The organism is Sphingobium sp. V4 (genome assembly GCF_029590555.1).
Classification (GTDB): domain Bacteria; phylum Pseudomonadota; class Alphaproteobacteria; order Sphingomonadales; family Sphingomonadaceae; genus Sphingobium.
The window spans coordinates 987,644-1,000,072 of the sequence record NZ_CP081002.1; the positions used below are offsets into that span (position 1 = coordinate 987,644).

A 12,429-nucleotide genomic window follows, 5' to 3' on the forward strand; every position below is an offset into this window, starting at 1 on the left:
GACCTGTCGTCTTTGGGTCAGCAGTTGGAGTTGCGGTCGATGGCGCGACCGGCAAGCGCGCCAGCGCCAGCACCGATGATCGTACCGGGCGCGCGGTCACCGCGCGTGTCGATCGCCCGGCCCAGAAGCGCGCCGGCAACGCCGCCCAGCAGCAGGCCGGTCGTGCCACCCGACTTGCGGCAGCGATAGCCGCGATCGTCGCGATAGCCCCGATAGTCGACATAGCGTGCGTGTTCGCCGCCGCGATACCAGCCGCGGTCATGATCGCGAGCGAACGAGGTGGCTGGCGCAACGGCCGTGAGCGTCGCAGCGGCAGCAGCAAGGGCGAGCATGGATTTGCTTATGGTCATCTTTGATCTCCTCGACCTGTGTTTTCCTTAAAGAGCCTTATGCCATGATTCGCTTGGCGCGATGCTGAACCGCTTTGTTATCAACGGTTAAGCCGAAAGCGGGCTGGCCGGCCTTTTGAATGTTCCTGTTATGTTCTAATATGGGTGCGACTCGAGGAGGATCGCTTCCCATGCAAACCGCACTCCAGACCCCAGCCTCTATCCGCTCCCATGCGCCCGACGTGCTGCTCGAATTTGGCGAGGGCCAATGGTTCGTGGCGGTCCGTATAGGCGGCCCTCAGCCCTGCTTCACCCAGGCGAGACAAGAGCCCGGCTTTGGCTCGCATGAGCAGGCGGTCACCGCTGCGCTCGCCCATGCGCAGGCTCACGGTCTCAGCGTTCCGAGCCGCGAGGAGATGATCGACGATGTCCTCGAGACGCTGCGCTGGTTTGAAGCGGACAAGATGGGATTTGCGGCATGAGTGGCTACTATGATCGCCACGCCGATGACGGCGACCCCATGGTTCGCGGGAGGGCGGGCGGGTCGCTTGCCACAGGAGAGATCGCGCATCGCCGGGACGAGAACGCCGTCATGATCGGCGCCCTTGTCCGCGCGAAATTGCAGCAATTGGCATGGTCGGATGCAAGGCAGTGACGTCAACGCCCATGACGATGACCGGCGGCATGCGACGAGAATATTTGAGGCCGCAACATGGGGCTATGCCGTCAAGGTAACCTGCCGGTGCCGCCGGACTTGCACCTTCGAGGCCCATGGGCTTTGGTGGCGGTTCAAGCGCAAGGGCTGGAGCGATGATTTCCGCGACGCGGTGCGCTGCCTCTATTGCAGGAGCTGCACGGAGCGGACCGGCCGCAAGGTTCGACCCACGTTGATGGAAACGACGAACGAGCCGCCGCACATCCGCCTGCCCCTGCCGGACGAGCGGGAATGGAAACGGGCGGTGAGCCGCAACCGGGGATAGCCTGTCGCCCGGTCTTGGCCGCTGAAAGCTTTGCTTTATTGCACCAGCGTCGCTCCGCCGTCATAGGCCGGGCATATGGACGAGACTATGAACGCAGTGATTTTATGGGTGATCAAGCGCGCGCCGCAATGGCTGCGGCACGATCTCGATTCCAAGGATGCCGCCGCGCGTGGACGCGCCGAGGAAACATTGGCCGCGATGATCAGTGACGCGCTTGCCAACGGAACCGGCACGGCGGAGAAGGATTGAGGGCAGGCATTCATTGCGGCCCGAGAGGATGCAAGCCGTGGAGATTGTCGTGACTGCGCTTCCTCTCGCTTTTGTCCTGATGTTGATGGGGGCCGCGACGGCTGCGGCGGTCGAGCCGCATGAGACATACCATGTCGCCTGCGCGCAGGGTCGGAGCTTCGGCCTGCGGATCGAAGGATGGCAGGCGCATGTGCAATTGGCGGACAGCGAACTGGTCCTCGCACGCAAGCCTTCATCGCTAGGCCAGCATTTTCGCAGCGGGGACGCGACACTGATCCTCGACGGCGGCTTTGTGGCCTTCGTTCAGAAGAGCGACTGGGATTGGCAGGATTGCCGTATCGATCCAGCAGTCGGTTCAGAACGGTGATAATCCATCTTGAATTGCTACGGAAAAGGCATAGCTTTGGTTTGTCGCTCTCCCTGGGAGCGGCACCTCCCCGAACCTCGGCCCCGCCGTAGAGCTGTGCTCCGGCGGGGATCCTTTTATTTGACGAGGTGCGCCATCACGCTGCTGCTGGTAGCGGCAGCACGGCGGGGAATTCGGCGACATGGCTGCTTCGCGCCTGGATTTTGTCGAGATAGGCAAAGATGCTGATGACGGCTTGACCGTCATCCTCAAAATCCCGCCGCTTGGTGGTGAGGACGCCACCTTCGATAAGTGCCTCCAGAGCATCTCGAGCCCGGGCAACGCGGCTTTTGACCGTTCCGATCGCGGTGCCCATGATCTGCGCCGCTTCCTCGTAGGAAAGGCCGCCCGCACCAACCAGGATCAGGGCTTCGCGCTGCGGATCGGTAAGCTGAGCGAGTGCGCGCATCATGTCGCGCAGTTCCACACTCATATCTTGGCCGGCGGGCGCGGCGAGCTTGCGGTCGGCCACCAAATCGTCCCATTCGCCGATGAAGCGCTTGCGGCGCATCTGGCTGAAATAATGATTGCGCAGGATCGTGAAGGTCCAGGCCTTGAAGCTGGTGCCGGCGGTGAAGCGGGTACGGGCGGCCCAGGCTTTGAGCATCGTTTCCTGCACGAGATCATCTGCGGTATCGGGATTGCCGCACAGCCCGCGCGCGAAAGCGCGCAGATGCGGGATGGTCTTGCCGAGCTTGTCCTTGAAATCCGTGTCCGAGAGAATGGCCGCTGGTGTTTCGACGTTGCTGTGATCCGTCACGCTGCTCTCTCCGCCTTGCTTATCGTTAACGGGGATACGAACATTTCGGCTCGGTATCGGTTCCTTCGTAGTCGCCGCCAGAACGAGAAGACCCCGTCAGCAGGGGCGCTGGCGGGGTCCTTTTCTCATCAAGCCGCACTGCGGGGGGATGAGCGCGACCCGATAAGATGATTAACGCAGCATCAGGCCGTCGGGTCCGACCGGACACACTTCGCCAGGGCCAATACGCCGCCGCCAATGGCGGCGAGCAAGCCGAGCTTGGCGACGGTCTTGATGGCGCCCGAGGCGACATAGCCGAGGATCGCGCCCTTGATGCCGCTGTCGCCATCCTTGCGGTCGATCGCTGCGCCAATGACGGGGCCGATGATATGCTTCATGGGAAATGCGCTCCTGGTGACGAATGGGAACGGGGCTCCAAGCCCCAGGCTGACGGTCGGAAAACGCGCATCGTGCGGAATGGATGCGGCTCAGCTGTCGGCTCTCCACCGAGCCAACGCGCTGTCATATTTTTGGCGGGCAGCATCAATCGCTGCCTCGAGTCTGGTCCGTTCCTTTTTTTCCGCAGCCCGCAAGCGCCTGATCTCCTCTCTCAGCCTGACGCGCCGCTCTTCCAGTTCCGCGACCTTCGCATCGAGGGCCTGTTGGTGCGCCTCGAGCTTCTGTTCGGCCGTGTCGAGCGCCGCTCGGCTGGGCCGCGGGCGGGGTTTTGCCGGGCGACGCGGTGACGCCGGTTCGGGGTTTGGCTTTTTCCTGTTGCGGCTCGCGGGCGGTTTCGATTGCGCGAGCGATGCCAGATGCTGCTCCGGGCTGCCACGCGGAAGTTTGATCACTGCACCGGGCTCGGCGAGCGGCGCCTTCATGAGCTTGGCATCGGTAACCTGTTCCGCGACGCCCCGCGCGAAGAGGTTGCTGTCGGCACCCCAGGCCTCCAGCGCCTTCTTCTGGCTGGGCGCGGCAACATAGGCGTCATGGAAGCCGATCGGCGTGCGGAATACCTTGAGTTTTGCTACCATCCCTATCTTTCCCGACCTACGATTGCTGGCTGGATCGATGCCAACTGAACGCACTTCTTCTGTCATCGGCTGCAACCGCGATTGACTCTCGATGCGACGGAACAAATAGTGAACATATGCGCTATGATGTGAGAATCGGCAGGTGCCGCCATGCGATACGCTGAACTCCAATGCGCCTCGCATTTCTCCTTCCTGCGCGGGGCATCGAGCTGCGAGGAACTGTTTTCCCAAGCGGAGGCTTGCGGCCTCGACGCGCTCGCCATTACGGATCGCAACAGCCTGGCCGGGATCGTCCGCGCCCATGAGGCGGCGAAGGTCACCGGCGTTCGGTTGATCGTCGGCTGCCGGCTGGATCTTAGCGACGGCCAGTCGCTGCTGGTCTATCCTATCGACCGCTCGGGCTATGCCCATCTCTGCCGCTTGCTCAGCCGCGGCAAGAAGCGGGGCGGGAAGGGCAAATGCATCATCGGCTGGGACGATGTCGCGGAATTTGCCGAAGGGCTGCTCGCCATATTGCTTCCGGGGGAGGTAGAGGAAGCGCAGGCTGTGATCGGGCACTTCGCGGAAATCTTCGCCGGAAGGGATTATCTGGCGCTGACCTTGCGCCGGCGGCCCGGCGATCAGCTACGCCTGCACAACCTCTCCAATCTTGCCGCGCGCCATGACGTACCGACCGTGATCACCGGCAACATACTCTATCACCATCCGCATCGCCGGGTGCTGCAGGAGGTGATGACCTGCACCCGACATCGCTGCACCATCGATGAGCTGGGTGCCCGGCGCGAGCTTTATGCTGACCGCTATCTGATGCCGGCTGCGGAGATGCACCGGCTCTATGGCCGTTATCCCCAGGCTCTGGCGCGGACGCTGGAAATCGCCGAGCGCTGCCGCTTCTCGCTCGACGAACTCAAATATCAATATCCCGACGAAGCCAGCGTACCCGGTCAGACGCCCCAGGCGGCGCTGGAGCAGATGAGCTGGGAAGCAGCGGAGGCGCGCTATCCCGAGGGCGTGCCCGACAAGGTCGCGCGCCTGCTGCGCCATGAGTTGGGGCTGATCGCCGAGCTGGGCTATGCGCCCTATTTCCTGACGGTGAATTCCATCGTCCGCTTCGCTCGTAGCCGGGATATTCTCTGCCAGGGCCGGGGATCGGCCGCCAACAGCGCGGTCTGCTATGTCTTGGGCATCACCTCCATCGACCCCGAGCGCTCCGATCTGTTGTTCGAGCGGTTCGTCAGTCAGGAGCGCAAGGAGCCGCCGGACATCGACGTCGATTTCGAGCATGAGCGGCGCGAGATCGTTATGCAGTGGGTGTTCGACACTTATGATCGCAACCATAGCGCGCTCTGCTCCACCGTCATTCGCTATCGCGCGAAAGGCGCGATCAAGGATGTCGGCAAAGCGCTGGGTTTGTCGGAGGATTTGATTAAAGCACTGTCCTCTCAGGTCTGGGGCTGGAGCGAAGAGGGTGTGCAGGAGCGCCATGCCGAGGAACTCAACCTCAATCTCTCCGACCGGCGGCTGCGGCTGGCGCTCGATCTCGCCCGCGAGCTGATCGGAACGCCCCGCCATTTGTCACAGCATCCCGGTGGGTTCGTGCTGACCCATGACCGGCTCGACGAGCTGGTGCCGATCGAGCCGGCCGCCATGGCGGACCGACAGGTGATCGAATGGGACAAGGATGACATTGACGCGCTCAAGTTCATGAAGGTCGATTGCCTGGCGCTGGGCATGCTGACGGCAATGAAGCGCGGGTTCGATTTCCTGGAGCAGCATAAGGGCATCTGCATGGACCTGTCCTCTATCCCGCCCGAAGATCCGCGCACCTATGCCATGATCCGCGCCGCCGACACGCTTGGCGCCTTCCAGATCGAGAGCCGGGCGCAGATGGCGATGCTCCCGCATATCAAGCCGCGCACCTTCTATGATCTGGTGATCGAGGTTGCGATCGTGCGGCCAGGGCCGATCCAGGGCGACATGGTCCATCCCTATCTGCGCCGCCGGGCGGGCAAGGAGAAGGTCGAATATCCCAAGCCCGAACTGGAAAAGGTGCTGGGAAAAACGCTGGGCGTGCCACTGTTCCAGGAACAGGCGATGCGAGTGGCGATCGAATGCGCCGGGTTCAACGCGTCGGAAGCCGATCAGTTGCGGCGCGCCATGGCGACGTTCAAATTCACGGGCGGCGTGTCTAAGTTCAAGGAAAAGCTGGTCAGCGGCATGGTCGAGCGTGGCTACACCGCCGAATTTGCCGAAAAGACCTTCGGGCAGCTGGAGGGATTTGGCAGCTACGGCTTCCCGGAAAGCCACGCGGCATCATTCGCGCTGATCGCCTATGCGTCCTGCTGGCTCAAATGCTGGCATCCCGAAATCTTCTGCGCCAGCCTGCTCAACGCCCAGCCCATGGGTTTTTACGCGCCGGCGCAGATCGTGGCTGACGCTCGGGCGCATCGGGTCGAGGTTCGGCCGGTCTGTATCAACGCCTCGCGCTGGGATTGTACGCTGGAGCCAATCAATGGTGACCGTTTTGCCGTGCGGTTGGGGATGCGGATGGTGAAGGGGCTGAAAGAGGCAGACGCGGCCCGCATCATCGCGGCGCGGGCGGATGAGCTTTTTGTCAGCGTGGAGGAATTATGGCGTCGGGCCGGGGTAGGGGCTGGCGGCCTCAGCCGGTTGGCCGAGGCTGACGCCTTTCGCGCATCGCTGCGGCTCGCGCGGCGGGAGGCGCTTTGGGCGATTAAGGCGTTGCGCGATGAGCAGTTACCGCTGTTTGCGGCGGCGGACGCGCGGGAGAATGGGTTCGTCCAGGAGATTGTCGAGCAGCCGGTCGCACTACGGCCGATGAGCGAGGGCAGGGAGGTGGTCGAAGATTATGGCCATATGGGGCTCACCCTCCGCCAGCATCCGGTGTCGTTCCTGCGCGAGGAATTGCTACGACAGAAGATGATGCCGTGCAGCGCGCTCGAGACGGCCAGGGACGGGCGCTACATCTGGCTGGCCGGGCTGGTGCTGGTGCGGCAGCGGCCGGGGTCGGCCAAGGGGGTCATGTTCATCACCATCGAGGACGAGAGCGGGATCGCTAATCTCATCATCTGGCCGCGCATGTTCGAGCAGAACCGGCGGATCGTCATGGGTGCGCAGATGCTGGGGCTTTACGGGCAGGTGCAGCGCGAGGGCGAGGTGGTGCATGTGATCGCTAAAGAGCTCATCGACCTGTCGCCGTTGCTAGGTTCGCTGAGACAGCGTGGTGAGACGTTCCCGCTCCCTCGTGGCCGTGGAGATGGCGCGAAAAGTGGCGGTGGACAAGATTTACGCAGCATGCCTTCAGGTCGTGATATATTGATACCCGACCTGCACATCGATCTTGTGAAGGAAAGTGAATTGATAAAAAGTCATGACTTTCATTGAACGTTGTTTCTCAATTAATCCGATCGATACAAATACGGTTATGCACTGTATTCCGTGAAAAAATCAATCAAGTTTTAGCGAAATATTGTGTTTCACTATTGATAATGTGGTCTTTTCGATAGTGAAAACGGGGTTTTCGTCGCTAAATTCCCGGCTATGAGCATGAAATCAGCCCTGCGAACGTCGGCGCAGGCACAGCGCTTTTCTGCGCCAAAAGCCCGCGGTCTCCGGCGAGATCGTGACCGTCCTCGCGCCTGGCGAGGCTAAGCTTCCTCGCAGGCGCTCCGCGGTGGAGGCGGCGCTCACTATCCCGAACTGGAAGATGGTCGAGGGCGGGCGCGATCGCGCCCTCCGGCAAATTGTTCATATGTTTGCGGACAAGGCATGAATGGGCAACAGCGCCGCGCCAAAGGTGATCGGCGAACCTTGAAGACTGGATATCTGCACAGGGGGCCTACGGTGATGGACCGTCGTCACCAGGTCGGCATCATGCAGGCGGCTTGCCAGTCCCTGAAGAATGGCGGGCGGCAGGGTACCGGCCAGGACGATTGCCCCCGGATCAAGCCAGGCGAATGCCGTGTTGCATATCGCTTCCAGTTGCGTCGAGGCGCGGTCCAGCCAGCTTTCAATCGTGCGGATCTGGTTCGGAGCGCTGAAATCGATGTCGGTGACCGACGACAGGTTGCACCCGGCGCTACGGAGCATCGCCAGCAGATCCAGGGGACTGGGGCGCGGCAAATGTCCCGGAAACAGGCAGCCGATCTCGCCCGCCACGCCATATTGACCGCGCACCAGCCGGCCATCGACAATGACGCCGGCACCAATGCCAAAGCCCAGCAGCAGCACGACGATTGTGTCGAAATCCCGAAGCAGGCCGCCCAGATAATATTCGGCGATCGCCGCTGCATTGGCATCATTCTCGATCCATAGCGGCCAGCCCATTTCGGCGGACAAAATGTCGCGCAGCGGCGCGTCCCGCCAGTTGGGCAGAACGTCCACGACGCTCCATCGATCGCCGGCCGGCGACAGGGATGGCCCCGGCACCGCGACCCCCAGACCCAGCATGCGGCGGCCCAGCAGGCCATGTCGGTCAACCAGGTCATGCGTCACGCGCCGGACGCAGCGCGCAAAGCCCTGGGGATCGATCGGCGCGGCAGCCTCATGATGGGTGGCGATGGTGGTGCCGGCAAAATCGATGAGGGCGATATCGATGAATCCCCTGTGCGCCGTCGCACCGACCGCATAGCCGCCATGCCCCGCCAGGCGCAGTGGAATCGCTGGACGCCCCCGACCCTGTGCCTCCGCGCCCGGAACTTCCTCCACCAGATTGAGGCCGATCAGGTCGCGCGACAGGCGGGTGAGCGCGGTACCGCTTATCTCCAGCGCGGAGGCCAGCGCAGAGCGGGACAGTGGCCCGGCCTTACGCAGCATCTGGAGAATGCGCCGCTGGTCCTTGTCCAAAGTGGGAAACTGCATGATCGATCCCGCAAACCGTGAAAAGCGACGACCGGTTATGGCGATTTATTTATTTTCACAACAATAATTAAAAATGTCATATCGCACGGCCAGAGGCGCCCCGACCAATTCAGAGGGGACGCATCATGCTCAAGACTTTCCTTGCCTCCGGCACGGCGCTTGCCGCGCTTTGCACGATCACCACGCCCGCCTTGGCGCAGGTCGCCGCCGACGCCGCGCCTGCCGCCGAAACGGCCGCCGATGCCGGCAACGGCCCCAACAACATCATCGTCACCGGCTCCACCCGCGCCCAGCGCCGCTTCGACGTATCCTATGCGATCAACACCATCTCCGCCGAGGATGTGGAGAAGATCGCGCCTGTCAATTTCGCTGACCTGATCGGCCAGCTGCCCGGTTTCCAGACCGAAATCACCGGCGGCGAAGTGCAGAATATCTATCGCATCCGCGGCCTGCCCAATGATGGCGGCTTCGTCAGCTTCCAGCAGGACGGCCTGCCGCTCTTCCATGAGAATGACGGCGTCTTCTTCCGCGGCGACGCGATCCTGAAGCAGGATCTGATGACCGACCATGTGGAAGTCGTGCGCGGCGGCCCGGCCCCGGTCTATGCCAGCTATTCAGGCGCGATCATCAACGCGATCACCGTGACCGGCAGCGACGAAGCGCGCGGCAAGGCGCAGGTCACGCTGGGCGACACCGGCCTCTATCGCCTTGATGCCTATCAGGCCGGCCCGCTCGGCAACGACACCTATTATGCGATCGGCGGCTTCATCCGCTATCATGACGGCTATCGCGACAATGGCTTCGCCAATGACAAGGGCGGCCAGCTGCGCGCCAATATCAAGCATGACTTCGACAATGGCTCTATCAAGCTGAACCTCAACTATGTGAACGACCACAACGTCTTCTATCTGCCGATCCCGATCTCCGACCCGCGCGATCCCCGCGTCTCGCTCGACAAATATATCGACTATTTCGACGGCACGATGAATTCGCCGGCGCTGCGCCACGTGAACCTCAAATATCGCGACGGCACCGGCCAGATCCAGAGCCGCACCGGCGACCTGTCGGATGGCCGACATATGCAGATGGTCAATTTCGGCGCCCAATATGATGGCGATTTCGATGGCTGGCTGGTCTCGGCCAAGGCCGGTTATACCCAGGGCAAGCTCGATTTCAGCGCTTTCTACTCGACCACCAACCCGGCCGACGGCAACGCCTTCGCCGCCGGCTATCTCGCCCGTGCCACGACGGCTTTCGGTGCGGTCGACCATTTCGGCTATACGCTGGCCGGCACCAACACCGTCTATGATCCCTATTCGGCGTCGGGCCTGGTGATGCAGGGCCAATATCGCGACATCCACTCGAAATTCTATTCGGCCCAGGCCAATCTGTCGGTCGCCAAGAAGTTCGAGACCGGCTTTGGCACCCATGACCTCAAGCTCGGCCTCTATGGCAGCTTCTATGGCGAGGACAGCCGCACCCTCTATCAGAATTACCTGATCGAGGTGGCGGGCAAGCCGCGCACGCTGGATCTGGTCGCCTATAATGCCGCCGGCGCGGAAATCGGCCGCGTCACCGACAATGGCGTGCTCAACTATGCCGCGACCCTCAATCAGGGCGACAGCGACGCCAAGATGTTCGCCGTCTTTGCCAACGACACCTGGGAAATCGTGCCGGGCCTGCGCATCGACGCCGGCATCCGTCACGAACGCTACAGCTACAAGGGCTGGGCCGCGCTGACCGAGGCGGCCAATCTGGGCGACTCCAGCACCTTGGCGGACGACAGCACCCGCGCCTTCACCGGCGTGATCCTGAACCAGAAACTGAAGCCCAACGTCACCAACTGGACGGTCGGCGCCAACTACGATTTCTCCAGCCATGTCGGCATCTATGGCCGCGCCTCGCACCTCGAAACGCCGCCCAACGTCCAGACCGTGATGAGCATCAACCCGACCATCATCACGACCAAGGCCGACCAGTTCGAGGCTGGGCTGAAGCTCGCCTTCGGCCGCTCCTACCTCTACGTTACCGGTTTCTACACCAATTTCGATCCCTTGAACGCCAGCTTCCTGGCCTATGATCCAACCACGGGCCGCAACGATGTCAACGTGCCCTTCATCGGCGAGGCGCAGGTGAAGGGCGTCGAATTCGACGGCAAGCTGGCGCTCACCAACTGGTTTTCGCTCAACGGCGCGCTCACCATCAGCGATCCCAAATACAAGAATTTCGAAAGCTCGACCGGCGCCGATCCGGAACAGGCCGAAGGCAACCAGATCGTCCGTCAGCCCAAGGTCTACGGCAATATCCGCCCCAGCTTCGATTTCCAGACGGGCGACACCGACGTGTCGGTCTATGGGCGCTACACCTATATGGGCAAGCGCTATGTCGACCTCTACAACAACACCGCGCTGCCGGCCTATGGCACGATCGGCGCGGGCATCACGGCGCGCCATGGCAGCTGGCAGGCACAGATAGTGGGCGACAATCTGTTCAACGCCCATGGCCTTACCGAAGGCAATACCCGTACCGACTCGCTGAGCGGTCAGGGCAGTGCCGAGGCGATCTATGGTCGCCCGATCTTCGGCCGCAACTTCCGCCTCGTCATCAGCAAGTCCTGGTGATGGCCCGTCGCCTCGGCCGCGTTGCGGCGTCTTTGATGACGATGGCGGCGGTGGCGATCACGCCCGTCCCGGCTCTGGCCGGGGCGGCGCGCGACGAGGTGACCGAGGCGCTTTCCCGGCGCCTCTTTCCCGTGCTGGGCGCTCTTGGACACGATCCGGCCGCCCTTGCCGCCTTCCGCGCCCGGCCTGACATGGATGCGCTGCTCCATGCCCGCGAAGATCGTCGCACGGCGTGTGCCGGCGATGTCGATTGCGTGGCACAGGCCCATATCTGGACCCCGACCGAGATCGCCCTGATGGTGCAGGCCGCGCTGTCGCTGCGTGACGTGCCGGTCGCGGACGATGGTGCCGGTGCGCAGATCCGCCGCGAGGTGGAGGGGATCAACGCCATCCTGCGCAGCTATGCGATGGGGCAGGTGCCGGCCTATCCCGATATCGACGGCGCCGGCACGATCGACCCGCGCGAGCGTCAGGCCCGTCTGCGCGCCGCCGCCTGGATCGCGCAGACGCCGCGCAAGGGATCGGCCCAGGCGCTGGATTCCAGCATCGACTATGCTCTTGCACTGCTCGACGTCAGCGACCGCACCGACGCGATCGGCTTCGAACCGCTGACCGGCGGCCTCAATGCACCCGCCATGGCGCGGGCCAAAAGTATCGACTGGAAACGCTATCGCTACAGCGCGCTGATCGTCACCGGCGTCGGCCCGGAAGCCGACGGCATGCCGCTGAGCCCGCTGGGCAAATATCATCTGCGCCTTGCCGCCAACCGCTTTGCCGATGGCGACGCGCCCTTCCTCATCCTGACTGGCGGCCGCGCTCATCCGCGCGCGACCCGCTTTGCCGAGGCGCAGGAGATGCGCCAGGCGCTGATCGAGCGCTATGGCGTGCCGGCCGATGCCATCATCATCGAACCCTACGCCCGGCACACCACTACCAATTTGCGCAACGCCACCCGCCTGCTGATGGCGATGGCGGCGCCGCTGGACAAGGATACGCTGATCGTCTGCAATCCGGGGCAGAGCGCGATGATCGAAAATCCCCTGTTCGTACAGCGCAACGACAAGGAACTGGGCTATCAGCCCGGTGCCATCGGCGCGCGCCTGACCCCCACCGAACTGCTGTACCGCCCGTCGCGCCTGTCCGCCCGGGTCGATCCGCGCGATCCGCTCGACCCCTGAAGGGAGGCATGA

13 protein-coding genes are annotated in these 12,429 nt (G+C 62.8%); 8 read left to right on the forward strand and 5 right to left on the reverse strand.

The window, feature by feature from the left end; translation table 11 throughout:
- Positions 1 to 17 precede the first annotated feature (17 nt).
- A complete protein-coding gene (locus K3M67_RS20305; RefSeq protein ID WP_285833196.1) occupies positions 18 to 350 on the reverse strand; it encodes a glycine zipper 2TM domain-containing protein in 333 nt (110 codons plus the stop codon).
- A gap of 170 nt (positions 351 to 520) precedes the next feature.
- Here K3M67_RS20305 and K3M67_RS20310 point away from each other — a divergent pair, with 170 nt between their 5' ends.
- From K3M67_RS20310 to K3M67_RS20330, 5 genes are all read left to right on the forward strand, one after another.
- On the forward strand, positions 521 to 811 hold the full coding sequence (locus tag K3M67_RS20310) for a hypothetical protein (RefSeq protein WP_285833197.1): 291 nt from the start codon (positions 521 to 523) through the stop codon (positions 809 to 811).
- Positions 808 to 984 carry a hypothetical protein gene (locus tag K3M67_RS20315; protein WP_285833198.1) on the forward strand — a complete coding sequence of 59 codons (177 nt, stop codon included), beginning with the start codon at positions 808 to 810 and terminating at the stop codon, positions 982 to 984. Before K3M67_RS20310 ends, K3M67_RS20315 begins: the two co-directional genes overlap by 4 nt.
- On the forward strand, positions 971 to 1,309 hold the full coding sequence (locus tag K3M67_RS20320) for a hypothetical protein (protein WP_285833199.1): 339 nt from the start codon (positions 971 to 973) through the stop codon (positions 1,307 to 1,309). Before K3M67_RS20315 ends, K3M67_RS20320 begins: the two co-directional genes overlap by 14 nt.
- Before the next feature lie 87 nt (positions 1,310 to 1,396).
- Entirely contained in the window at positions 1,397 to 1,558 is a 162-nt protein-coding gene (locus tag K3M67_RS20325; RefSeq protein WP_285833773.1) for a hypothetical protein, read from the forward strand.
- Positions 1,559 to 1,607: 49 nt separating this feature from the next.
- A complete protein-coding gene (locus tag K3M67_RS20330; protein ID WP_285833200.1) occupies positions 1,608 to 1,925 on the forward strand; it encodes a hypothetical protein in 318 nt (105 codons plus the stop codon).
- A 136-nt stretch (positions 1,926 to 2,061) separates the two neighbouring features.
- Here the strand turns inward: K3M67_RS20330 and K3M67_RS20335 are convergent, their stop codons facing one another.
- The 3 genes from K3M67_RS20335 to K3M67_RS20345 all read right to left on the reverse strand — a co-directional run bounded on the left by K3M67_RS20335 (position 2,062) and on the right by K3M67_RS20345 (position 3,737).
- Positions 2,062 to 2,724, reverse strand: coding sequence for a sigma-70 family RNA polymerase sigma factor (locus K3M67_RS20335; protein WP_285833201.1), 663 nt, complete (start codon positions 2,722 to 2,724; stop codon positions 2,062 to 2,064).
- 182 nt (positions 2,725 to 2,906) lie between these two features.
- Positions 2,907 to 3,101, reverse strand: coding sequence for a hypothetical protein (locus tag K3M67_RS20340; RefSeq protein ID WP_285833202.1), 195 nt, complete (start codon positions 3,099 to 3,101; stop codon positions 2,907 to 2,909).
- Between the two features lie 90 nt (positions 3,102 to 3,191).
- Positions 3,192 to 3,737, reverse strand: a complete 546-nt coding sequence (locus tag K3M67_RS20345) for a hypothetical protein (protein WP_285833203.1) — start codon at positions 3,735 to 3,737, stop codon at positions 3,192 to 3,194.
- A gap of 150 nt (positions 3,738 to 3,887) precedes the next feature.
- Between K3M67_RS20345 and K3M67_RS20350 the strand changes: the two genes are divergently transcribed.
- The gene (locus K3M67_RS20350) at positions 3,888 to 7,142 is read left to right on the forward strand and encodes an error-prone DNA polymerase (RefSeq protein ID WP_285833204.1); all 3,255 of its coding nucleotides are present in this window, start codon (positions 3,888 to 3,890) and stop codon (positions 7,140 to 7,142) included.
- 363 nt (positions 7,143 to 7,505) lie between these two features.
- Here K3M67_RS20350 and K3M67_RS20355 read toward each other — a convergent pair whose 3' ends face one another.
- Positions 7,506 to 8,618, reverse strand: coding sequence for an ROK family transcriptional regulator (locus tag K3M67_RS20355; RefSeq protein ID WP_285833205.1), 1,113 nt, complete (start codon positions 8,616 to 8,618; stop codon positions 7,506 to 7,508).
- Positions 8,619 to 8,743: 125 nt separating this feature from the next.
- On the opposite strand from K3M67_RS20355, the gene K3M67_RS20360 reads away from it, so the two are divergent.
- Both K3M67_RS20360 and K3M67_RS20365 read left to right on the forward strand, forming a co-directional pair.
- Positions 8,744 to 11,239, forward strand: coding sequence for a TonB-dependent receptor (locus K3M67_RS20360; RefSeq protein ID WP_285833206.1), 2,496 nt, complete (start codon positions 8,744 to 8,746; stop codon positions 11,237 to 11,239).
- Entirely contained in the window at positions 11,239 to 12,417 is a 1,179-nt protein-coding gene (locus K3M67_RS20365) for a YdcF family protein (protein ID WP_285833207.1), read from the forward strand. The genes K3M67_RS20360 and K3M67_RS20365 overlap by 1 nt, the downstream gene beginning before the upstream one ends.
- Positions 12,418 to 12,429: the final 12 nt, after the last annotated feature.

Coding starts and splice junctions, on each gene's coding strand:
- K3M67_RS20305 (WP_285833196.1), bottom strand. CDS start 350: ATGACCATAAGCAAATCCATGCTCGCCCTTGCTGCTGCCGCTGCGACG.
- K3M67_RS20310 (WP_285833197.1), top strand. CDS start 521: ATGCAAACCGCACTCCAGACCCCAGCCTCTATCCGCTCCCATGCGCCC.
- K3M67_RS20315 (WP_285833198.1), top strand. CDS start 808: ATGAGTGGCTACTATGATCGCCACGCCGATGACGGCGACCCCATGGTT.
- K3M67_RS20320 (WP_285833199.1), top strand. CDS start 971: ATGCAAGGCAGTGACGTCAACGCCCATGACGATGACCGGCGGCATGCG.
- K3M67_RS20325 (WP_285833773.1), top strand. CDS start 1,397: ATGAACGCAGTGATTTTATGGGTGATCAAGCGCGCGCCGCAATGGCTG.
- K3M67_RS20340 (WP_285833202.1), bottom strand. CDS start 3,101: ATGAAGCATATCATCGGCCCCGTCATTGGCGCAGCGATCGACCGCAAG.
- K3M67_RS20345 (WP_285833203.1), bottom strand. CDS start 3,737: ATGGTAGCAAAACTCAAGGTATTCCGCACGCCGATCGGCTTCCATGAC.
- K3M67_RS20350 (WP_285833204.1), top strand. CDS start 3,888: ATGCGATACGCTGAACTCCAATGCGCCTCGCATTTCTCCTTCCTGCGC.
- K3M67_RS20355 (WP_285833205.1), bottom strand. CDS start 8,618: ATGCAGTTTCCCACTTTGGACAAGGACCAGCGGCGCATTCTCCAGATG.
- K3M67_RS20360 (WP_285833206.1), top strand. CDS start 8,744: ATGCTCAAGACTTTCCTTGCCTCCGGCACGGCGCTTGCCGCGCTTTGC.
- K3M67_RS20365 (WP_285833207.1), top strand. CDS start 11,239: ATGGCCCGTCGCCTCGGCCGCGTTGCGGCGTCTTTGATGACGATGGCG.